Below are 21619 nucleotides of genomic sequence, written 5' to 3'. Positions count from 1 at the left end.
CCGCGTAGAGAGAACCATGTACAACATTGATGACTTTGATCTGAAAATACTGACGCTATTGCAGGCCAATGGTCGTCTGACCAATCAGGAGTTAAGCGATCTGGTCGGGCTTTCAGCTTCACAATGCTCCCGACGTCGTATTGCACTGGAACAAGCACAGCTGATTCTCGGCTACCATGCCCGCCTATCGCCCAACGCCGTAGGGCTGGAGTGTCTGGGGTTGATCGAAGTCAGACTGATTAACCACACCGCGGAATACGTCGAAAAATTCCACCAGATGCTGGGGGAAGTCGACGCCATTATCGACGCCTATAAAACGACCGGTGATGCGGATTATCTGCTAAAAGTAGCGGTTGCCGACCTGCCAGGACTCAGTACGTTGATTAGCCAGATCCTGTCACAGAATAAAAGCGTGGCGCACCTGAAAACGTCCGTGGTGCTCAACCGACTCAAAGAAAATGGCTTGATGGCGCCTGACATGCCGCTGTTGCCCTGATATGGGGCAACGCGCTTCTGGTTGGCGCAAGGAGATAATTAAATATTGCATGCTAAACGTTAAATTCGCATAATTCATTCGTAAAAAAGATGATTAATGCGTTACTTGTGCAAAACATCATACTTGCAATTCAATAAGTTGCCCTTATTGCTGCTTTACCCTGCCCAATCCCGCACCGTTTTCCCTTTATCTGGTGCGATTTTTGCTAGTTAATAGACAGGTGTTTATTGACGGTACGTTGAAGATGAAGAGTTCTATGGATAACGTGATCGCTACCGAAAAATTATCACATACGCTGCTGGAAGATGTTCTGGCGATAATCATTGGTACGCTGATGGTTTCTTTTGGCGTTATTTTGCTACGCCAGGCCGGCGCGTTGACGGGCGGCACGGCGGGCCTGGCCTTTCTGTTGCATTACCTGACGCAGGTCTCCTTTGGCGTGGCGTTCTTCTTGATAAATCTGCCTTTTTATTATCTGTCCATTCGCCGTATGGGGTGGAAATTCACCGTAAAAACCTTCTGTGCCGTGGCGCTGGTTTCCGCGTTTTCCAGTCTCCATCCGCTGTTTGTCCATTTTGATCATCTCAATCCGTTTTATGCCGCAGTATTTGGCAACATCATTATGGGGCTGGGGTTTATTGTTCTGTTCCGGCATAAAACCAGTCTGGGCGGCGTGAATATACTGGCCCTCTATTTACAGGATAAATACGGGATACGGGCAGGTAAATTGCAAATGGGTGTCGACGTTGTGATTGTACTGGCTTCCCTGTTCGTGGTAAGCATACCTATGCTGATTGCCTCAATACTGGGCGCGACCATTCTGAACCTGATTATTGCGATGAACCACCGCCCCGGCCGCTACGCGGTCTGACTGCCTGATTCATGCAAAGACGATGACCTCAGACAGCCGCGTTACCCGATGCCCATAAATTATTTCCAGGAGAGTTACACCGTGTTTCAAAACGTTGATGCCTACGCCGGCGATCCCATCCTGTCGCTGATGGAAAAATTCAAACAGGATCCGCGCGCGGACAAGGTGAATTTGAGTATCGGGCTTTACTACAACGAACAGAACATTATTCCGCAGCTTCGTTCCGTCAGCGCCGCGCAAGATGAACTGCAACAATTACCCAAGCAGGCAAACTCCTACTTGCCGATGGAAGGGTTGCAGTCTTACCGTACCGCCATTCAGCACCTGCTGTTTGACAAAAATCATCCGGCGCTGACCGCCAAGCGCATTGCCACCATTCAGACCCTCGGCGGTTCGGGCGCGCTGAAAGTCGGCGCCGACTTTCTGAAACGCTACTTTCCGCACTCGGAAGTGTGGGTCAGCGATCCGACCTGGGAAAACCACATCGCCATTTTCGCCGGAGCGGGTTTTAAGGTGCATACCTACCCTTACTTTGACGCCGACAGGCTGGGGGTAAAATTCGACGCGATGCTCGCCGCCCTGCAACAGCTGCCGGCACACAGCATCGTGCTGCTGCATCCGTGCTGCCATAACCCGACCGGTTCCGACCTGACCAACGAGCAATGGGATCGCGTTATCGAGGTGTTGATAAGCCGCGAACTGATCCCGTTTATGGACATCGCCTATCAGGGCTTCGGCGCCGGCATCGCGCAAGACGCCTATGCGATTCGCGCCGTTGCCGGCGCGGGTATTCCGGCGCTGATCGCCAACTCGTTCTCGAAAATATTCTCACTATACGGCGAGCGCGTCGGCGGCCTTTCGGTGGTGTGCGAAAATGAGGAAACCGCGCTGCGTGTGCTGGGCCAGCTAAAAGCCACCGTACGCCGCAACTATTCGTCACCGCCGAATTTTGGCGCCCAGGTGGTATCCTTGGTATTGAACGACACGGCGCTGAATGCCGGTTGGCAGGCCGAAGTGGAAGAGATGCGCACGCGTATTCTGGCAATGCGCCAGACGCTGGTCGCGGCGCTGAAAGAGGCGTTGCCGCAGCGTAATTTTGACTATCTGCTGACCCAGCGCGGCATGTTCAGCTATACCGGCTTCAGCCCGGCACAGGTCGATCGCCTGCGCGAAGAATTCGGCGTCTATCTGATCGCCAGCGGCCGTATGTGCATCGCGGGTCTGAACCACGGCAACGTTCAGCGCGTCGCCGCGGCTTTCGCCGCCATTCAATAAGCGACCGGGGAGCCACCGTCCGGTGGCTCTTATCCCCGCCCGATAACAGAACGGAGATAGCTGACTAGCGCACCACCAGCACGGAGGTTTTAGCGTAGCGCGCAATAGCGGAAGCGTTGGAACCCAGCAGATAAGTGGTCACACTCGGTCGCCGCGAACCAATGACAATCAGGTCGGCGCTGACCTCCTCGGCCTCTTTCAGAATTTCATCATAAATCGATCCCATACGAACGCTGATTGAAAGCCGCTCCTCCGGCTGCGCCAGCTTATCGGCGATAGCTTTCAGCTGTTGCTTGATATCCGTTGCCAGCGTGTCTTCAAACTGATGCGTTTGCGGATTAAACCGGTTCAGAATATAGTCCGGCACCGTGGATATCACATACAGCAGCCGCAGGCTGGCCGACGTTTTTTCCACCAGGAACCTGGCCTGCTGCAACGATTTTTCCGTTAACTCCGGCTCACTGACATCCACCGGTAATAAAACTGACCGATACATCCTGCCCTCCTGACGAAAATTAATGCTAATAGTGCAACTTTACTCCCGATAGAAAGCAATAGACAAAAAAACCGCTCCCGGCGGGGCAGTAATCTCGCGCGTTGTTTCGCGCAAGGAAACCGCTATCGCCAGAGAAACCCGGCAACGCTGCTGACTTTTTTGGGCTGCCTGTGCGGCAGTGAACCCAAGGCGGGTTGGTTGATCATCTTCTATATCTTTCTGAGCTGCCTGTACGGCAGTGAACACGCATTAAAGCAATCAATTTCATCTGTGACCTTTCTGAGCTGCCTGTACGGCAGCTTAGAAAAATCGGAGAATTCTGCGGCCCAGGATTGAGTCGTTCACTGCCGTACAGGCAGCTTAGAAATGATGACGAACCAGAGCCAGTGGAGTAAAATTGTTCACTGCCGTACAGGCAGATAACACTAAGGCAAAGTATCGCCTTTGCAGTGAAACTTTGTCCGTTTTTAATAGCGTGATTTGGCCGAAAAATAGTGAAGCCATCCTCATGCGGAGAATGGCTTCGATCAGGATTAGAACGAGGTCCAGTCCTGTGAACTATCCGCCGTTTTGTTCGCTGCCGGCGCTAACTTGCCGGCCGCTGGCAACGTAGTGGTTTGCGAAAAGTTGGCAGGCTCAGCGACCCGCGTAAATGCACCCGCATCATCCAGCTTAAACGTACGCACCGACTCCGCCAGTATGGACGCCTGGGACTGTAGCGAAAGGGCCGCCGAGGCCGACTCTTCGACCAGGGCCGCGTTCTGCTGGGTGGTGCTATCGATCTGTCCTACCGCAATATTAATCTGGTTGATGCCGTCGCTTTGCTCATGGCTGGCCTGAGCGATTTCGCTGATGATATCGTTTACGTCCTGAACGTTGGTCGTCAGGCCGCTGATATTTTCTTCGGCGTTATCCACCAACTGCATTCCTTCATGGATTTTTCCGACGGAGTCATCAATCAGTTCTTTAATTTCCTTTGCCGCCGCGGCGCTACGCTGCGCCAGAGAACGGACTTCACCCGCCACCACGGCGAAACCGCGCCCTTGTTCACCGGCCCGGGCGGCTTCCACGGCGGCATTCAATGCCAGAATATTGGTCTGAAAGGCAATGCCGTCGATGACGCTGATAATTTCCGCCATCCGCTGGGAAGAATCACGAATCCCGCGCATTTTTTGCGTAACGGAAACCATCACTTCGCTGCTGCGCTTCGCCGAATCAGAGGCTTTATTGGCAATCTCCGTGGCCTGCCGGGTGTTGTCGGCGGTATTTTTAATGGTCGACGTCAACTCTTCCATGGAGGACGCGGTTTGTTCCAGCGAGCTGGCCTGCTCTTCCGTGCGCGCAGACAGATCCTGGTTGCCGGCGGCAATCTGGGAAGAGGCGGTGGTGATGGATTCCGCCCCTTCACGCACCTGACCGACGATCTGCCGCAGACTGACATTCATATGCTCCAGCGCCTGTAGCAGTTGGCTGGTTTCATCTTTGCCCCGCGACTCAATCGTTGACATCAGGTCTCCCTGCGCCACGCGGTTAGCCACCTGCAATGCCTGATTAATCGGCGACGTGATGCTGCGCGTCATCGCCACGGCAATCATGCTGCCGACCACAATACAGCCGAACAGAATACCCAGCAGAATCCAGCGGCTGACATTATAGGAGTGAGACATCTCATTAATCGTGACATCCATGGCGTTATCCTGATAATCAATCAGCCGGGTGATGGCGCTTCGATATTTGCTCTGGATAATATCCGTGTTGGCATTAAACTCGGCGACGGCCGCATCCTGCTCTCCCGCCAAAGTCAGGCTGATGATTTTTTGCCCCGAATTCAGAAATTCCGTCCGATATTGGTGAATATCGCGCATAATTTTCTGCGATTCCGCATCGTTCGCGCCGGCCGTTATTTTCTCCATTAACTTGCTGATATTACCCGATACGTTGGTGATTTCATCACGTACCTGTTTGACTTTATCCTCGCTTTGCACCAGTAGCAGTTTCTGAAACGCCAATACCGCGGCATTCACATCATCGATCAACCGGTTGGCATCCACCGTCTGCGGATAGACATCTTCAACTATTCCGCGGGCATCATCGTGAAAATAAGATAACCGCGACAGCGAGACCAGACTAATAAGGCAAATCATGGCGACGAGAAAGATAAACCAGGCCACCAAACGGGTGCCGATTTTCCAGTCAGATAAACGCATACTCTCCCCTTACTTCAAATAAAAAGCCAAAACACGACAGAGAACGACAAGTGAGGGAGATCAACAGGATAGGAAATTATGAAGGAGGTAGTCACCATAAATAACATCAAAAAATGCAACAACAGCAACACTGACAACATTACTACCGCCGCCATTCGGAAAATAATGCTTATCGCCCGAACAACGGCTTCGCCCAAGATTCTATGTAAGAAACCAACGCCGGGATAAGATCCAGCCGACAGCAGCCATCATTATCCTTCTTCACATCCATCCGCGTTAGTCACTCTCACTGCGCTGATGGTCATTATCGGCCTGATTATCTATATCTTTATTATTTTCATGGTCAAAAAAACGGTTAAAAAAAATCGCCGCAGAGAAAAAGCCCGGCGCCCCGCGACTTAAAAGAGATTTCGTTCCCGGCGGTTTGCCCTATCCCGGCCGCCCATTATTCCCCTTGCAGCGTCACAACCAAGCGGCGACTACCGCCGTGATTGCGATGTTCACATAAATAAATCCCCTGCCAGGTGCCCACGTTAAGACGCCCGTCGCTAATGGGAAGCATCAGGCTGCTCCCTAACAGACTGCCCTTTAGATGCGCGGGCATATCGTCACTGCCCTCATCAACATGCTGATAATAGGGCTCATCTTCCGGCACCAGACGATTGAAAAAACGTTCAAAATCCTGCCGCACGGTAGGATCGGCATTTTCATTTATCGTCAGGGCCGCCGAGGTATGTTTGATAAAAATATGCAGCAGACCGACCTTGATTTGCCGCAGCGCTTTTACCTGCGCCAGCACTTCATCGGTAATCAGATGAAAGCCTCTGGCTTTCGGCGTCAGACGAATTTCATATTGTATCCACATAGCTACCTCAGCTTAGCGGTGAAGGTTACGCAGGTTGACGCGCCAACATCGGTTTCAGGAAACGCGCCGTATGCGACTGTTCGCAGTCGGCGACCGTTTCCGGCGTGCCGGATACCAGAATTTCCCCCCCGCCGCTGCCGCCCTCCGGCCCCAGGTCGACAATCCAGTCCGCGGTTTTAATCACATCCAGATTATGCTCGATGACCACGATGGTATTGCCCTGATCGCGCAGCTGATGCAGCACCGCCAGCAATTGCTGAATATCGGCGAAGTGCAGACCGGTGGTCGGTTCATCCAGGATATACAGCGTCTGCCCGGTGCCGCGTTTCGACAGCTCGCGCGCCAGCTTGACGCGCTGCGCCTCGCCGCCGGACAGGGTGGTGGCGGATTGCCCCAGACGGATATACGACAGGCCGACGTCAATCAGGGTTTGCAGCTTGCGCGCCAGCGCCGGGATGGCATCAAAGAACTCGCGGGCTTCTTCGATGGTCATATCCAGCACTTCATGGATGCCCTTGCCTTTGTACCTGATTTCCAGCGTTTCGCGGTTGTAACGTTTGCCTTTGCACTGGTCGCACGGCACGTAGATATCCGGCAGGAAATGCATTTCGACTTTGATGACCCCATCCCCCTGACAGGCTTCGCAACGCCCGCCGCGGACGTTAAAACTAAAGCGGCCGGGGTTATAGCCGCGGGTGCGCGATTCCGGCACGCCGGCGAACAGTTCGCGAATCGGGGTAAAAATACCGGTATAGGTCGCCGGATTGGAGCGCGGCGTACGACCGATCGGGCTTTGGTCGATGTCGATGACTTTATCGAAATGCTCCAGCCCCTGAATGTCGCGGTAGGCCGCCGGTTCGGCCAGCGTGGCGCCGTTAAGCTGACGCTGCGCCAGCGGGAATAAGGTGTCGTTAATCAGCGTGGATTTACCCGAGCCGGACACCCCGGTGATGCAGGTAAACAGCCCCACCGGCAGCGTCAGCGTCACGTCTTTCAGATTGTTGCCCTTCGCGCCGATCAACTTCAGCACTTTGGTCGGGTCGGCGGGCACGCGCCGTTGCGGCACCTCAATCTTGCGTTTTCCGCTGAGGAACTGGCCGGTGAGCGATTCAGGCACCGCCATAATCTGCTGCATCGTCCCTTCCGCGACTATCTCGCCGCCGTGCACGCCCGCGCCGGGGCCGATATCAATCACATGGTCGGCGGCGCGAATCGCGTCTTCGTCATGCTCAACCACAATCACGGTATTGCCCAGATTGCGCAGGTGAATCAGCGTTTCCAGCAGGCGTTCATTATCGCGCTGATGCAGGCCGATGGACGGTTCGTCCAGCACGTACATCACCCCGACCAGCCCGGCGCCGATCTGACTCGCCAGACGGATACGCTGCGCCTCACCGCCGGAGAGGGTTTCCGCCGAGCGCGACAGCGACAGGTAATTCAGCCCCACGTTGACCAGGAATTTCAGCCGATCGCCGATTTCCTTCAGCACTTTCTCGGCGATTTTGGCCCGCTGTCCGCTGAGCTGCATATTCTGAAAGAAGCTCATCGCATGGCCGATGCTCATATCGGAAATTTCCGGCAGCGTGGTCTGCTCAACGAACACATGGCGCGCCTCTTCGCGCAGACGCGTACCGCCGCAGCTGGCGCAAGGGCGATTGCTGATAAATTTCGCCAGTTCTTCGCGCACCGCGCTGGACTCCGTCTCTTTATAACGGCGCTCCATATTATGCAGCACCCCTTCAAACGGGTGACGGCGCACCGAGGTATCCCCCCGGTCATTGATATATTTAAACTCGACGTTTTCCTTGCCTGAACCGTACAGGATCAGCTTCTGGACTGATTCGCCCAGGCTGTCGAACGGCGCATCGACATCAAACTTGTAGTGCTCCGCCAGCGAGCGCAGCATCTGGAAATAATAGAAGTTACGCCGATCCCAGCCGCGGATCGCCCCGCCCGCCAGCGACAGCTCGGCGTTCTGAATTACCCGGGCCGGATCGAAAAACTGCTGTACCCCCAGGCCATCGCAGCTGGGGCAGGCGCCCGCCGGGTTATTGAATGAAAACATGCGCGGTTCCAGCTCATGCATGCTGTAACCGCACACCGGACAGGCGAAATTAGCAGAGAACAGCAGTTCGGGCGCCGTCGGGTCGTCCATATCGGCCGCCACCGCGCTGCCGCCGGACAATTCCAGCGCGGTTTCAAACGACTCCGCCAGGCGTTGCGCCAGATCGTCGCGCACTTTAAAGCGATCGACGACGACTTCGATGGTGTGCTTTTTCTGCAATTCCAGCTTCGGCGGATCGGACAGATCGCACACTTCGCCGTCGATACGCGCCCGGATGTAACCCTGCGTCGCCAGATTTTCCAGCGTTTTGCTGTGCTCGCCCTTGCGATCTTTCACCACCGGCGCCAGCAGCATCAGCCGCTTGCCCTCCGGCTGAGACAGCACGTTATCCACCATCTGACTGACGGTTTGCGCGTCCAGCGGAACGTCATGCTCCGGACAGCGCGGCTCGCCGACGCGGGCAAACAGCAGGCGCAGGTAATCGTGAATTTCGGTAATGGTGCCGACGGTGGAGCGCGGGTTATGGGAGGTCGATTTCTGCTCAATGGAAATGGCGGGCGACAACCCTTCGATATGATCGACGTCCGGTTTCTCCATCAGCGACAAAAACTGGCGCGCATAGGCGGAGAGAGATTCAACGTAACGTCGCTGCCCTTCGGCATATAACGTATCAAACGCCAGCGATGACTTGCCTGAACCCGATAATCCGGTGATGACTATCAGCTTGTCGCGAGGGATTATCAGGTTGATATTCTTGAGATTATGAGTACGGGCACCACGAACTTCAATCTTATCCATTCACACACTTCCCGGAATAAATACGGTTTTGCATTATCTCGCGGACGGAGACAACCGGTACGAAACATGCAATTATGGCACAAAAAAAACGCCAGGCGCGTTTTTAGCGTTGACGGAAACAGCCGATAAAGGCACCGAACCGGGATAGCCTACCACCAAAAAGGCTGAATGGATATCCAGTTGTTGGGGCATTTTTTATGCAACCGCTGCAATCAGCACTTTCATTGCTGAAGCTATTTCGCAGGTATGATAGAAATTCGTATCATGCTAAAATCGATGGTTTAGACTTAAGATAAATCAAGTGATTCATCAGGAGACACGAGCATGGCCAGCAGAGGCGTTAATAAAGTGATTCTTGTCGGAAATCTGGGGCAGGACCCGGAAGTTCGCTATATGCCGAATGGCGGTGCGGTTGCCAACATCACGCTGGCCACGTCGGAAAGCTGGCGTGACAAGCAAACCGGCGAGCAGAAAGAGAAAACCGAATGGCACCGCGTGGTGCTGTTCGGCAAACTGGCTGAAGTCGCGGGCGAATACCTGCGTAAAGGTTCTCAGGTTTATATCGAAGGTTCGCTGCAAACCCGTAAATGGACCGATCAGTCCGGCGTAGACAAATACACCACCGAAGTGGTGGTCAACATCGGCGGCACCATGCAAATGCTGGGCGGCCGTCAAGGCGGCGGCGCACCGGCCGGCGGCGGCGCGGGCGGGCAGCAATCCGGCGGCTGGGGCCAGCCGCAGCAGCCGCAGGGCGGCAATCAGTTCAGCGGCGGCGCCGCGCCAGCGCAGCAACCGCGCCCGGCGCAGAACAACGCCCCGGCGGCAGGCAACGAACCGCCGATGGACTTTGACGACGATATTCCGTTTTGATCCGGCATTAAAATATTTTTCGTCATATCAATAAAGCCCCGAAATTCGGGGCTTTATTAGTTTAATAAGCTTAAAAGCGACGCTACCCAGGTATCTTTTAGTACTGACGCCTGGATAGCGGCAATATCGACTTCGAGTTGGAAACATAACGTCGACGCCATCGCCGCCGGCATGAAATAGCCTGCTCTGGCCGCCCCGCGGGCAAGGAAATCCGCGGGGCGCGCCCTTATACGATCAAACGCGGCAAATTGATTTACCCTGACCGACGTAGTACCATGCGAAAATTCACCCTACCCCTCATAAGCAGTTGGTTTTCCTATGCCAATCATCCAGTCGGTGGAACGCGCTTTACGTATTCTGGACCTTTTTGACGAATATAATGTTGAAATCAAAATTACCGATATCAGCACGCAAATGGGTCTACATAAAAGTACCCTGCACTCCCTGCTGAAAACGTTGCAGGTAGCGGGTTATATCGATCAGAACCGTGAAAACGGCAAATATCGATTAGGGATGAAGCTGGTAGAACGCGGTAATCTGGTGGTGAACTCCATTGATATTCGCGAAAAGGCGCGCAGCTACCTGCTGGATTTGGCGTCGCAAACCGGCCAGACCACGCACCTTGCCATTCTGGACGGCAAAGAGGGGGTGTATATCGATAAAGTCGAAGGGAAACTGGCCGTGATTACCTTTTCGCGCATTGGCCGGCGTTTACCCGTTCACGCCACGGCGATTGGTAAGGTGCTGTTGGCGTTCAACCCGCAAAATGAGATCGACGCGCTGTTGCAGGACTATGAATTTACCCAGCGTACCCCCAATACCATCGTCGATCGGAAAACCTATCTGCAAGCGCTGGAATTCGTACGCCAGAATGGCTATGCGCTGGATAACCAGGAAAATGAACAGGGCGTGAGATGTATTTCGGTGCCTATCTGGAATCATGCCCGTCGCGCCATCGCGGCAATCAGTATGTCGACGCTGACCAATCGCGTTTCCGACGCGGAATTCAACGACTACATCGTGTTGCTGAAAGCCGCGTCCAAAGAGCTATCCCGACGCCTTGGCTACGAAGGTTGAAATTGCCGCTCCGACATGGCGGCAAGCCATACCAGAGCAAGCCCGTCAAATCACCATATTAAGCAGCAGGATAAAGGCCAGGCCAAAGACTGAGACCAGCGTCGACAATAGCGTCCAGGTCGCAAAGGTCTCTTTCATCGTCAATCCGAAATACTCTTTTATCATCCAGAAGCCCGCATCATTGACGTGAGAAGCGATTGCGCTGCCCGCCCCGGTGGCCAGCGTTACCAGCGCCAGATTGGCGTGACTTTGCGCCAGCGTCGGTATCACCAGCCCGGCGGTGGAAATGGCCGCGACGGTGGCGGAGCCGAGCGAAACGCGCAAAATAGCCGCCACGCCCCAGGCAAGCAGAATGGGGGAAGCCGAGGTGCCGGAAAACAGTTCGGCGACATAGCTACCCACGCCGCCATCGATCAGCACCTGCTTGAACGCGCCGCCGCCGCCGATAATCAGCAACATCATTCCGATACCGGCAGCAGCGGAGCTGCATGAAGACATCAGATCTTTCACCGCGATATCCCGGCTCAGCCCCATGGAATAGATGGCGAACAGCAAAGAGATAATCATGGCGACCGATGCGTCGCCCAGGAATTTGATAATGTCGGTAAACAGGCTATCGGGCACGCCGATTTGCTGCTGCACCATCGACACCAGCGTCGCAATCGACATCAATATGACCGGCAGCATGGCGGTAAATATGCTGATGCCGAATCCCGGGGTGTCTTCCAGTTGAAAGGTTTTCTGCATGCCGAGAGAATCAATATTCCCGACTTTGCTGAAGCCTTCCGGAACAATCAATTTCGCCACTTTATTGAATAGCGGACCGCAAATAACCACCGTCGGCGCACCGACGATAATGCCGTAAAATAATACCGTACCGATATCCGCGCCATATTCCCCCGCAATCATCGTCGGACCAGGATGCGGCGGCAGAAATCCGTGAGTAACCAGCAACGCGGAAATCATCGGAATGCCCAGGTGCAGAATGGAAACGTTTAATTGCCGTGACATGGTAAAGAGAATCGGGATCAGCAATACCAATCCCACTTCAAAAAACAACGCAATCCCGACAATAAACGAAGCAATCACCACGGCCCATTGAATATGGCGTTCGCCAAACCGATTAATCAGCGTCACCGCGATGCGGTGCGCGCCGCCGGCATCGGCGATTAACCGTCCCAGCATGGCGCCCACGCCGAAAATAAGCGCAATATGGCCTAATGTGCCTCCCAGCCCTTTCTCGATGGACTTGACTACGCCGTTGAGCGGGATGCCCAGCGCCAGCGCCACGCCAAAGGCGACGATAAGCAGGGAAACAAAGGTGTTTAATTTTAACTTCATGATTAAAATAAGCAGGAAAAAGATCCCGATACAGACAATAAATAATGGCATATCAGTAACTCCGGGTTTTTATATTATTAAAGGCAAGATAGATTTCTATTATTTATAGTTTTCCCTGACAATCAGACCTACTCATCCTGAAATAAAACTCATTTCTCACCACTATATCCGATTGATTTCAAGGCGCAGACAGGCAGCCAACATATCGGCAGTTTGCAATATGACAGACATCATATAAAACGCGTCGGCGATTAAATATAAAACCGACCCGACGGCATATTACCGCTTGCTTAATTAAACAAGACGGTAATACACGGCATCACGTTATTTCCAGTTGAATAATTATATTATTATCTTTGCGGCATTATTTATTTAATGCCTTCACTCCGGCTTGCAATACTTCAATAATTTTATCGATATCGTAGATACAGCCTTTCCAGGTTCCGCCGCTGGCTCCCTGTAGCGCCGCCCATAAACGGGTGTCATCGGGCAATTCAGGATGAGGACGCAAATCAGGATGGGCTTCACGCTTCGCCAGCACCTCGGCCGCTTCATCCGGCGTCAGCGGCTGTTGCTCACTGCCGATAAAATTAATCGATCCCGCCAGTTTCCGGCGATCGACGATAATTTCAATCATATCGCCGTCGCGCAGTTTGCCAATCGGCCCGCCGGCCAGGGCTTCAGGCCCGACGTGCCCGACGCAGGCTCCGGTTGACACCCCGGAAAAGCGGGCATCGGTAATCAGCGAGACATATTTGCCGTAAGGTAAATGTTTCAGCGCCGAGGTAACCTGATACGTCTCTTCCATCCCGGTTCCCGACGGCCCGCCGCCGATAATCACCATTATGTCGCCTTTGTGCACATCGCCCTGTTTAATCGCTTTAATCGCCAGTTCTTCCGAAACAAAGACGCTGGCTTTACCGGTATGCCGGTAAACCCCGCCCTCTCCCACCACCGAGTCGTCTATCGCCGTCGATTTAATCACCGATCCTTCAGGGGCGATATTGCCCACGGGAAAGGTAATGGTTGATGTCAGACCTCGGGCGCGCGCCTGCGCCGGACTCATCAGCACTTCATCCGGGTGAATACCGTCCAGCTGTTGCAAACGCTCGCGGAATATTTTCCGCCTCTGCGAGTTTTCCCACCATGCCAGGTTGTCGCCCAGGGTTTCGCCGGTCACGGTCAGCACGTCTTCATGCAGCAGCCCCAACGCGCGCAGGTGCAGCATCACTTCGGGCACGCCGCCCGCCAGAAACGCGCGTACCGTCGGGTGATAAACCGGACCGTTAGGCAACACGCTGACCAAACGCGGAACCCGGCGATTGACGGCGGTCCACTGTTCGACGTCGGGGAGGCGGCATCCCGCGGCATGGGCAATGGCCGGAATATGCAGCAGCAGATTGGTTGAACCGCCAAAAGCGGCATGTACCGTCATCGCGTTCTCAATCGCCTTGTCGGTCAGAATATCGCGCGTCGTCAGCCCCTTGCGCTCCAGCGTCAGCGCCGCACGCGCCGACTGACGGGCAATCTCCAGCCAGACTTCCTGCCCTGAAGGCGCCAGCGCGGAATGCGGCAACGCCAATCCCAACCCTTCGGCCACCACCTGCGACGTTCCCGCCGTGCCGAGAAACTGGCATCCGCCGCCGGGTGAAGCACAGGCCCGGCAGCCGAGCATCGCGGCTTCTTCCAGCGTCAGGTCGTGATTGGCGAAGCGCGCGCCGATCGTCTGTACTTTGCCCGCGTCCTCGCCGTGCGTCGGCGGCAGCGTGGCGCCGCCGGGAACGATGATCGTCGGCAGATCGTGCATCGACGCCAGCGCAATCATCATCGCCGGCAACCCTTTATCGCAGGTCGCGACGCCAATCACCGCCTTACGGGTGGGAAGAGAACGAATCAGACGACGAAAAACCATCGCCGCATCATTGCGGTACGGCAGGGAATCAAACATCCCGGTGGTTCCCTGAGAGCGCCCATCGCACGGGTCGCTGATATAGCCGGCAAACGGCACGCCGCGATGCAGCGCGATCTCCTCGGCGGCGGCGCGCATTTGCAGACCGATTTCCCAGTGGCCGGTATGGTAGCCCAGCGCCACCGGCGTGCCGTCCGCATCTCGGATACCGCCCTGGGTGCCGAGAATCAATACCTCGCTACCCAATAACTTGTTCGGATCCCAACCCATACCGGCATTGAGCGTCAGGCCGAAAATATGGCCGCTCGGCGAATCTATCAGCATTTCCGGCGTCAGCGGCAGCGCCCCCTGCGGCCCCGCGGCGTGCGTATAAATGTCATAGACCTGCGCATTGTCTTGATTAAAAATAGTATTAATAGACATGGCTTCTTCACTTATTGATTAGAATGAATAGGCGCCGTTTCCCTTGGGTCACAGCGGTAACCAGCGCTATCCGTAGCCTGAGCTATTCCTGCGGCAAGATATTGGCGTCGATCAGCGTTTGCCTGACCTGTGCTTTCTGTTTCTCGTTCAAAGGCTGAGTGGGCGGCAGGCAGACAGTCGAAATATCCAACCCCGTCAACCGCATCGCCTCTTTCACCACATTTACGAATGGGCTGTCGATCTGATAGAGCCTCGGCAATTGCAGGATGGTCTTATGCAGAGCGACCGCCTGCGCCAAATCGCCATCGCATACCGACCGATACAGGTCGACAGACAGGGCCGGAGCAAAGTTGGCGCTGGCGGAAATCGCCCCGTCCCCTCCCAGCAGCAGCGTATTCAGCAAATGGTCATCGAACCCGCAGAACACGCTGAAATCGGGATGGGCGGGCTTCACGGTGGCGATCATGTCGCGCAGATGGGCAACCGAGTCGATAGTGTCTTTAATACCCACGATATTGGCATGCGCATCCGCAAGGCGTTTCACCAGTTCCGGGTAGAGGTCCTGCCCGGTCAGTTTCGGAAAGTTATACAAAATCACCGGCAGCGTTACCGCCTGCGCAATGGCGCCGTAGTAGCCGAACAGATTATCTTCGGTGATTTGCCAGTAATAGGGGTTGATGGCGACGACCGCATCCGCCCCCGACAATTGCGCATGGCGGCTTAGCCCCACCGCTTCCCGCGTATTGGTGCTGCCCACCCCAATCAGTACCGGGACACGGCCATCCGCCAGGCGAATAACCGTTTCCGTCAAGCTCATCCGCTCCGTCGCCGACATTTGCGAAAACTCGCCGCCGGTGCCGAGAAAAAACAAGCCATCCACTCCGGCGGCGATCAGATAATCGATCACGCGCCGCATGCCGGCTTCATCCAGCGCGCCATTGGCGGCGAAGATCGAAGATACCGGGGGAATAATCCCGGAAAATTTTGTCGAAAACCCCATTAACGTCTCCTTACAACATCAACCACCAAGAGAGGAAGGCACCTGTTGCAGCGCTATTCGTTGCTAACAACGCTTGTTGCCGCGACAGCAAACCCGCCGATATTTGTTTTACATTATAAAACTATGTTCTATATTTCATAACAAGCATGCTAGCACCGCCGTTTATGGCGAGTAAATAGCCGGTTTGCGACATAGCTTAGAAATGGTTTGTGGATCACAAAATCAACGTCAGTAGATCAAATCCCGCATGGATAGAGATCGTTTATGAGGGGGAACGTCGCGGGAGCGGAATAGCATTACGCCGCCGTAATGGACGCGGTATGAGAGGCGGTAGCGGACCGGATACCCGGTCTCACACCAGCGTCAGATTAAACGGCTGCGCCTTGAGTTGCGCCTGTACTTCCGGCGGCAATCCGCCGTCGGTGACGATATCCGACAGGTCGGATAAGGGCGTGATGCAAAATAGTGAATAGGCGCCGTATTTACTGCTGTCCGCCAGTAACACCCGGCGGCTGGCGTTGAGCAGGAGATCCTGCTTCACGCCGGCCTTTTCTTCCGTCGGCGTGGTGATGCCTTTTTCCAGGCTCCACGAGTTGCAGCTGATAAACGCGATATCCGGGTAAATGCTGCGTAATAAACGCCGCCCGTGCTCGCCGATACACGACTGGCTGCTGTCATCAATCCGCCCGCCGATAATGGTGACTTCAATCTGTTTGAATTCCGACAGAAACAGCGCGATTTGCAAATCGGCGGTGATCACCCGCAGCGGCAGATGGGTCAGGTTGCGCGCCAGCTCCAGCGTGGTGGTGCCCGCATCCAGCACCACCGAGCTGCCGGGTTGCACCAGCGTCGCGGCGTAGCGAGCGATGGCCTGTTTTTCCAGCAAGTTGCGCTGAAGCTTTTCGTTGGTGGTCGGCTGGGCGGGAATAAAGCGGTTAAGGGTGACGCCGCCGTGAGTGCGGCTGATAACGCCCTGTTTATCCAGTTTGATCAGATCGCGGCGAATGGTCGCCGGGGAAGCATCAATGACGGCAACCAGTTCATCCACCGTCACCAGATTATGGCTTTTCAGATAATCCATAATCTGGTCAAGACGGCTTCGTCCTTTCGCATTATTTCCGCTCACGCGGAAAGCATCACTCAATGTTTGCCCCACGACGCTATCCATTTATTGAATCAAACCGCCTTATTAGCCGTTGAAAATCATCCCCGGATTACGCGAGCTGCATGGCTAACCGGATTGAGATCGCCATGCTCTCAGACTTCGCTTTTCCTGTCCAGGCAATATCAAACGCCGTGCCATGATCGGCAGAGGTACGAATAAAAGGGAGTCCGGCGGTAATATTGACCCCGTCATAAAAGCCCAGCAGCTTCAGAGGGATATGCCCTTGATCGTGATACATCGCCACCACCATATCGTATTGCCCTTCATACGCCTGTAGGTAGACGGTATCCGGCGGACAGGGGCCGGACACCTCAATCCCTTTGGCCTTCATCGCCTCAATCGCCGGGCTGACGATATTTATTTCCTCATCGCCAAACAGACCATTCTCCCCGGCGTGCGGATTTACCCCGGCCACGGCGATGCGCGGATGGGTAAAGCCGACCCGCTTGAGAAAAGTATCCGCCATGGCGATCACCGTTTCGACGCGTTCCCTACTCAGGGTGTCGAGAAACTTACGCAGCGCGATGTGCGTCGAGACATGGATAACTTTCAGCTTATCCGTATACAGCACCATGGCGTAATCGCGGCTGTGGGTAAGTTTCGCCAGCAATTCCGTATGCCCCGGATAAATATGTCCGGCCGAATGGAGCGCTTCTTTATTCAGCGGCGCGGTAGCGATGGCGTGTACCTCCTGCGCCATCGCCAATTCGGTCGCCCGCTTGATACAGCGGTAGGCCAGATCGCCCGCCTGGGCCTGCACTTTTCCCGGAATCAGCGCGTCAGGCTGTTCCAGGGGTTCATCTATAACGTTGATGACGCCGGGAGCGAAACTTGCCTGCGAAACCCGTTGAATGGGCTTCAGTTCAACATTGGCCGTAACCCCTAACGCCTGAACACGACGTAACGTTTGCAGACAGCCCACCACCACCGCCGGCGCCCCCGACAATTCTCCGTCAGACAAGGCATTAATAATAATCTCCGGCCCGATACCCGCCGGATCGCCCATGGTGACCGCAATCGTATTATTTGCCACGGTACATCTCCTCAATAAAATAAAGCGCGTCCTGGAGCGTTGACTCTCCGCCAAACCCGCCGGCTTTGGTAATCACCGGCAGATCGTCTATCTCACTGTTAATAAAGGTTCCACATGGCACACAGGGGGCAACTTCACTGGTGATACGATACCCTTCCGCGCCCAGCGCTCTGGCGACGGCGATGGCGATATCGCCGCCGGTAAGGAACAAGCCGCCAATCTGCGACTGACTCACGATGGCCAGCGTAATGGCGCCCAACGCATTGCTGATGCTGTCTCCCAGTTGCTGACGGCTTAGTTGATACTTTTCGCACAGCGTCTCTATCATCCGGCGGGCGTCGGCGTGGCGACTGGTGCGCAGCACGCAGTGCTGGCGGGCCTGAAGCAACGCCACCGCGCGGCGCGTAACCCTGTCCTGGGCATCCCGGCTATCCGCCTGAAGCAGTTCTTCAACGTCGACATCAACGATGCCCAGCAATTTTGACTCGGCGGCAAAGGCAATCTGCCGCCGCGTCGCATCACTCATTGAGCCGGCGACGACCAACACCGGCAGCCGTTGTTCGCTATTCAGATAACAGGTGGGAGGAAGCGCATTAGCCAAACCGGCGGCGCCGACCAATAAAAACCGCACGGTGATTTGCGTTATCGCCTGAGCCAGTCGCACCAGATCGCCGTCATGCTCGGCATCAACCACCACAATGCACGGTCCCTCACGACCCAGTTTCTGTAACGCCGCCGTCAGGTTGCCGGAGCGAACCTCCGACAGATCCAGTTCGTGAATGGGATATTCCGTTTGCAGTCCAATCAGAGTTTTAATATGTGATGAGACGACCGGCGTTTTGGGATCGCTGGCAAACTCCGTCTCCGCCAGCGGAACGCCGTGCACCACGCATTGTCCCTGCAAGGTGACGCGCCCGGCGGCGGGAATGGCCGCGGCGACGATGGCGATCTGCGCATCGCTGACCGCCATCGCCGCAGCGATTTCCGCCCCGACGTTGCCGCGAAACGTTGAATCAATTTTTTTATAAATCAGCGGCGGCGCATTGCTTCCCGAACAGTAGGGCTGCAGAGCGTCTCTGACTTTGTCCGCCGCCTGTTGGGCGGTTAATGCCCGACTCTCGGTATTAATCACCAGCACTTCGGCCCGGCCCGGCGTTTTTCTCTGTCCGTCGAACACAACTTCGGTACGCGCCCCTTTTTTAGCCAGCTGTACGCCGGTATCGTTCGCGCCGGTAAAATCATCGGCTATCACCACCATTTTCATATATTGTCCCCCCCATCCGCCGACGTGGTTTTCCGCTGCCGGTTTTGCTTCGCCACCCATGACGTCAGCATCGGCGTTAATAATGCAGTGACAATGACCGAAGTGGCGACTAACGGTGTGGCAACCGCAACCACCTGGGCCAATGCCGGATCGGCCTGGGCGATCGCCATCGGCGTCGCCACCGCGTTGCCCGCGGTGCTGGAAGCCGCCGCGCCGGCGATGCCCGACCCGCCCACTAAACGATCGACCTTGATATTGAAAAATCCTCCAACCAGCGTGGTCAGCGCGCCCAGTAAAATGCCCGCTATACCGCCCTTGATCAGCATGCTCAAATCGATATTCGCGCCCAGCGCGAAGGCGAAAAACGGGATCAGCAGCGGACCGCCTTTGGTGAGAAATTCCCGCATCTGTACGTCGAGATTGCCAAGCAGCATGCCTATCAGCATCGGGATCAACACCACCACAATCGACATCAGCGGGATGTTGGCCATACCTGCCGCCCCCAGAGCGATCATGGTTAGCACCGGTCCGTCGCTGAGCGACATCAACGGCGTCGCCCCCACTTCCTCTTCGCCGCCAAACTCACCGGCCAAGGCGGCGTATAATCCCCCGTTGGTATTGCTCATGGCGGCAATAATGGCGACCGAAGACAATCCCCAAAGACCTTCCGCCCCGAACAACCGCTCGACCCCAAAGCCCAGCGCCACCGCCACGATAAATTTGGTCAGCGTAATACTGCCCCCTATCAACAGCGCCTTAGGCGCCGCCTTGATATGGATCCCCGCGCCCATACATAATAAGAACGCGCCAATCAACGGCGCGGCGCCATTTTTGAATAGCGCGGTTGTGAATCCCCCGACGTTCAGTGCCTGAGGAGCAAAGGTATTCAGCAAGGCGCCCAACACCAGCGGCACCACCATCATTCCCCCAGGGATTTTCTCTATCGTCGCTTTAATTTTCATTGCTACCCCGCCGTTTATGATTTAATTAAATCACATATGATTATATTAGATCAAAATAAAACAAATGCGAGCCATATCCCAGTATGAAAAATCACAGGAATGATTATTTGATTAAATAAATTCAAAATGGAGGGTGTGTAGACGCTAAGCTCACAAAGCGATTCCCCATTCGGCACCCATCTGTTTCGCGCCTTGTCTTATCCGCTGGACGGCAAATATCACATTCCCCAGAGCAATTTGCGAAGCCATACCCATAAACAGTACCAGCAATAGGCTATCTATCGACGCATCCAGACGCTCTCGCCATAATGGGATTTTACTGCTACAATCCCAAATTGGGACTAAGAGTTCACATGAAAATTATCGCTATCGGCAGATTACGCGAGTTCTGGGAATTGCATCCGGATGCGGAGCAGCCGCTTAAAGCCTGGGTTGATGAAGTCAGAAATGCCCATTGGCTTACTCCAAATGAGTTAAAAGCGCAGTTTCGCCATGCCAGCATCTTGAAAAGCCGCCGGGTGGTTTTTAATATCAAAGGCAACGAGTATCGTCTTATCGCGTCTGTCGCCTATCGTTTCGGCGCCATGTATATCAAATTTATCGGTACGCATCGGCAGTATGACGCCATTGACGCCAATACCATTGAAGGGGAATAACATGATGTCGATTTATCCTATCCGCAATGACAGCGACTATCAGACCGCGCTTGGACAAATCTCTCCTTTATTCGATAATCCACCAGAACCCGGCACGCCAGAAGGAGATTTTTTTGATGTGATGGTAACACTTATTGAATCCTATGAGGCCAAACACTTTCCTGTGGATCTCCCCGACCCCATTGAAGCGATTAAATTTCGTATGGAACAATCGGGATTGACGCCCAAAGATCTTCAGCCGGCTATCGGTCGCTTAAATCGCGTTTATGAAATACTCAACGGCAAGCGAAATCTGACGCTGCCGATGATCTGGAATTTACATACCATGTTCAATATTCCTGCCGAAAGCCTGATAAGACCGGGGAGGGTTACGCCATCCGCCTAAACAGCATTGCCCGGAGGCCGACGCCGCCAACGAGCCCGCTCAACGCTGCCGCACAAACTCACGGTATTTCGCCACCAGATCGAGAAAGTCCTCCAGGCCGCACAGCGACAGGCTTTCTTCATCGTAGTAGCTCATGCCCTCTTCCATTTCATCGACGACGAATTCCAGCAGGTTTGCCTGAATCATGACTTCCTCGCCGTCCAGCAGCAGCGTATATTCGTGGCCGACTTTCCGCCACTGCCGTTCGCTTCCCGCCACCCGGCGGGCGGCCTCTTCCACGGCGTCCAATACCGCCAGTTGCCCTTTGACCTCTTCATTAAACCAGTGCCCGACCGCCTCATGTCCCATCGACATTCGTACCATTACCTGCCCGGTAACGTCCCGCAAGAATTCATAGTCCATGATGCCATCCTCAGTGATATTGCTTAACGTAGTTTAACTGTCCTCCTGCCATACCACAG

The 21619-nt window shown here is 54.8% G+C and carries 19 protein-coding genes; 7 read left to right on the top strand and 12 right to left on the bottom strand.

Going from position 1 to position 21619, the window contains the following annotated elements; genetic code table 11:
- The first annotated feature begins 16 nt into the window (after window positions 1–16).
- From EH206_RS03850 to EH206_RS03840, 3 genes are all read left to right on the top strand, one after another.
- Complete coding sequence (locus EH206_RS03850; RefSeq protein WP_009111506.1) at window positions 17–496, top strand: Lrp/AsnC family transcriptional regulator; 480 nt, start codon at window positions 17–19, stop codon at window positions 494–496.
- A 256-nt stretch (window positions 497–752) separates the two neighbouring features.
- Window positions 753–1367, top strand: a complete 615-nt coding sequence (locus EH206_RS03845; RefSeq protein ID WP_009111505.1) for a YitT family protein — start codon at window positions 753–755, stop codon at window positions 1365–1367.
- 81 nt (window positions 1368–1448) lie between these two features.
- Window positions 1449–2642 carry an amino acid aminotransferase gene (locus EH206_RS03840; RefSeq protein ID WP_009111504.1) on the top strand — a complete coding sequence of 398 codons (1194 nt, stop codon included), beginning with the start codon at window positions 1449–1451 and terminating at the stop codon, window positions 2640–2642.
- Between the two features lie 64 nt (window positions 2643–2706).
- Here EH206_RS03840 and EH206_RS03835 read toward each other — a convergent pair whose 3' ends face one another.
- The 4 genes from EH206_RS03835 to uvrA all read right to left on the bottom strand — a co-directional run bounded on the left by EH206_RS03835 (window position 2707) and on the right by uvrA (window position 9073).
- Window positions 2707–3138, bottom strand: coding sequence for a universal stress protein (locus tag EH206_RS03835; RefSeq protein WP_009111503.1), 432 nt, complete (start codon window positions 3136–3138; stop codon window positions 2707–2709).
- A 533-nt stretch (window positions 3139–3671) separates the two neighbouring features.
- Window positions 3672–5345, bottom strand: a complete 1674-nt coding sequence (locus tag EH206_RS03830; RefSeq protein WP_009111502.1) for a methyl-accepting chemotaxis protein — start codon at window positions 5343–5345, stop codon at window positions 3672–3674.
- 445 nt (window positions 5346–5790) lie between these two features.
- Window positions 5791–6210, bottom strand: coding sequence for a secondary thiamine-phosphate synthase enzyme YjbQ (locus EH206_RS03825; RefSeq protein ID WP_009111501.1), 420 nt, complete (start codon window positions 6208–6210; stop codon window positions 5791–5793).
- Between the two features lie 25 nt (window positions 6211–6235).
- On the bottom strand, window positions 6236–9073 hold the full coding sequence (uvrA, locus tag EH206_RS03820; RefSeq protein ID WP_009111500.1) for an excinuclease ABC subunit UvrA: 2838 nt from the start codon (window positions 9071–9073) through the stop codon (window positions 6236–6238).
- 324 nt (window positions 9074–9397) lie between these two features.
- Between uvrA and ssb1 the strand changes: the two genes are divergently transcribed.
- Both ssb1 and EH206_RS03810 read left to right on the top strand, forming a co-directional pair.
- On the top strand, window positions 9398–9943 hold the full coding sequence (gene ssb1 / locus EH206_RS03815; protein WP_009111499.1) for a single-stranded DNA-binding protein SSB1: 546 nt from the start codon (window positions 9398–9400) through the stop codon (window positions 9941–9943).
- Window positions 9944–10261: 318 nt separating this feature from the next.
- Window positions 10262–11020, top strand: coding sequence for an IclR family transcriptional regulator (locus tag EH206_RS03810; protein ID WP_009111498.1), 759 nt, complete (start codon window positions 10262–10264; stop codon window positions 11018–11020).
- A 45-nt stretch (window positions 11021–11065) separates the two neighbouring features.
- Here the strand turns inward: EH206_RS03810 and EH206_RS03805 are convergent, their stop codons facing one another.
- From EH206_RS03805 to EH206_RS03775, 7 genes are all read right to left on the bottom strand, one after another.
- Complete coding sequence (locus EH206_RS03805; protein ID WP_009111497.1) at window positions 11066–12412, bottom strand: gluconate:H+ symporter; 1347 nt, start codon at window positions 12410–12412, stop codon at window positions 11066–11068.
- 313 nt (window positions 12413–12725) lie between these two features.
- Window positions 12726–14693, bottom strand: coding sequence for a YjhG/YagF family D-xylonate dehydratase (locus EH206_RS03800; RefSeq protein WP_009111496.1), 1968 nt, complete (start codon window positions 14691–14693; stop codon window positions 12726–12728).
- An 82-nt stretch (window positions 14694–14775) separates the two neighbouring features.
- On the bottom strand, window positions 14776–15693 hold the full coding sequence (locus EH206_RS03795) for a dihydrodipicolinate synthase family protein (RefSeq protein WP_009111495.1): 918 nt from the start codon (window positions 15691–15693) through the stop codon (window positions 14776–14778).
- 352 nt (window positions 15694–16045) lie between these two features.
- Complete coding sequence (locus EH206_RS03790) at window positions 16046–16861, bottom strand: DeoR/GlpR family DNA-binding transcription regulator (protein ID WP_009111494.1); 816 nt, start codon at window positions 16859–16861, stop codon at window positions 16046–16048.
- 46 nt (window positions 16862–16907) lie between these two features.
- On the bottom strand, window positions 16908–17864 hold the full coding sequence (locus tag EH206_RS03785) for a D-threonate 4-phosphate dehydrogenase (RefSeq protein WP_040343648.1): 957 nt from the start codon (window positions 17862–17864) through the stop codon (window positions 16908–16910).
- 16 nt (window positions 17865–17880) lie between these two features.
- Complete coding sequence (gene dtnK, locus EH206_RS03780; RefSeq protein ID WP_009111492.1) at window positions 17881–19155, bottom strand: D-threonate kinase; 1275 nt, start codon at window positions 19153–19155, stop codon at window positions 17881–17883.
- The gene (locus EH206_RS03775; RefSeq protein ID WP_009111491.1) at window positions 19152–20117 is read right to left on the bottom strand and encodes a 2-keto-3-deoxygluconate permease; all 966 of its coding nucleotides are present in this window, start codon (window positions 20115–20117) and stop codon (window positions 19152–19154) included. The genes dtnK and EH206_RS03775 overlap by 4 nt, the downstream gene beginning before the upstream one ends.
- A gap of 353 nt (window positions 20118–20470) precedes the next feature.
- Between EH206_RS03775 and EH206_RS03770 the strand changes: the two genes are divergently transcribed.
- Together EH206_RS03770 and EH206_RS03765 are read left to right on the top strand one after the other, a co-directional pair.
- Window positions 20471–20773, top strand: coding sequence for a type II toxin-antitoxin system HigB family toxin (locus EH206_RS03770; protein ID WP_009111490.1), 303 nt, complete (start codon window positions 20471–20473; stop codon window positions 20771–20773).
- 4 nt (window positions 20774–20777) lie between these two features.
- Entirely contained in the window at window positions 20778–21158 is a 381-nt protein-coding gene (locus tag EH206_RS03765) for a helix-turn-helix domain-containing protein (RefSeq protein WP_040343647.1), read from the top strand.
- 39 nt (window positions 21159–21197) lie between these two features.
- Here the strand turns inward: EH206_RS03765 and yacL are convergent, their stop codons facing one another.
- Window positions 21198–21560 carry a protein YacL gene (gene yacL, locus EH206_RS03760; protein WP_009111488.1) on the bottom strand — a complete coding sequence of 121 codons (363 nt, stop codon included), beginning with the start codon at window positions 21558–21560 and terminating at the stop codon, window positions 21198–21200.
- Window positions 21561–21619: the final 59 nt, after the last annotated feature.

Source organism: Brenneria nigrifluens DSM 30175 = ATCC 13028 (assembly GCF_005484965.1).
GTDB classification, from domain to species: Bacteria; Pseudomonadota; Gammaproteobacteria; order Enterobacterales; family Enterobacteriaceae; genus Brenneria; species Brenneria nigrifluens.
The sequence above is the reverse complement of the archived record's forward strand: the minus strand, read 5'-3'. Positions and strand labels throughout refer to the sequence as shown.

What these genes read in the sequence shown, in the direction of transcription:
- EH206_RS03825 (WP_009111501.1), bottom strand. Translation starts at nt 6,210, where the DNA reads ATGTGGATACAATATGAAATTCGTCTGACGCCGAAAGCCAGAGGCTTT.
- EH206_RS03775 (WP_009111491.1), bottom strand. Translation starts at nt 20,117, where the DNA reads ATGAAAATTAAAGCGACGATAGAGAAAATCCCTGGGGGAATGATGGTG.
- EH206_RS03835 (WP_009111503.1), bottom strand. Translation starts at nt 3,138, where the DNA reads ATGTATCGGTCAGTTTTATTACCGGTGGATGTCAGTGAGCCGGAGTTA.
- EH206_RS03830 (WP_009111502.1), bottom strand. Translation starts at nt 5,345, where the DNA reads ATGCGTTTATCTGACTGGAAAATCGGCACCCGTTTGGTGGCCTGGTTT.
- yacL (WP_009111488.1), bottom strand. Translation starts at nt 21,560, where the DNA reads ATGGACTATGAATTCTTGCGGGACGTTACCGGGCAGGTAATGGTACGA.
- ssb1 (WP_009111499.1), top strand. Translation starts at nt 9,398, where the DNA reads ATGGCCAGCAGAGGCGTTAATAAAGTGATTCTTGTCGGAAATCTGGGG.
- EH206_RS03795 (WP_009111495.1), bottom strand. Translation starts at nt 15,693, where the DNA reads ATGGGGTTTTCGACAAAATTTTCCGGGATTATTCCCCCGGTATCTTCG.
- EH206_RS03785 (WP_040343648.1), bottom strand. Translation starts at nt 17,864, where the DNA reads ATGGGCGATCCGGCGGGTATCGGGCCGGAGATTATTATTAATGCCTTG.
- EH206_RS03805 (WP_009111497.1), bottom strand. Translation starts at nt 12,412, where the DNA reads ATGCCATTATTTATTGTCTGTATCGGGATCTTTTTCCTGCTTATTTTA.
- EH206_RS03810 (WP_009111498.1), top strand. Translation starts at nt 10,262, where the DNA reads ATGCCAATCATCCAGTCGGTGGAACGCGCTTTACGTATTCTGGACCTT.
- EH206_RS03845 (WP_009111505.1), top strand. Translation starts at nt 753, where the DNA reads ATGGATAACGTGATCGCTACCGAAAAATTATCACATACGCTGCTGGAA.
- EH206_RS03790 (WP_009111494.1), bottom strand. Translation starts at nt 16,861, where the DNA reads ATGGATAGCGTCGTGGGGCAAACATTGAGTGATGCTTTCCGCGTGAGC.
- EH206_RS03850 (WP_009111506.1), top strand. Translation starts at nt 17, where the DNA reads ATGTACAACATTGATGACTTTGATCTGAAAATACTGACGCTATTGCAG.
- EH206_RS03765 (WP_040343647.1), top strand. Translation starts at nt 20,778, where the DNA reads ATGTCGATTTATCCTATCCGCAATGACAGCGACTATCAGACCGCGCTT.
- EH206_RS03770 (WP_009111490.1), top strand. Translation starts at nt 20,471, where the DNA reads ATGAAAATTATCGCTATCGGCAGATTACGCGAGTTCTGGGAATTGCAT.
- dtnK (WP_009111492.1), bottom strand. Translation starts at nt 19,155, where the DNA reads ATGAAAATGGTGGTGATAGCCGATGATTTTACCGGCGCGAACGATACC.
- uvrA (WP_009111500.1), bottom strand. Translation starts at nt 9,073, where the DNA reads ATGGATAAGATTGAAGTTCGTGGTGCCCGTACTCATAATCTCAAGAAT.
- EH206_RS03800 (WP_009111496.1), bottom strand. Translation starts at nt 14,693, where the DNA reads ATGTCTATTAATACTATTTTTAATCAAGACAATGCGCAGGTCTATGAC.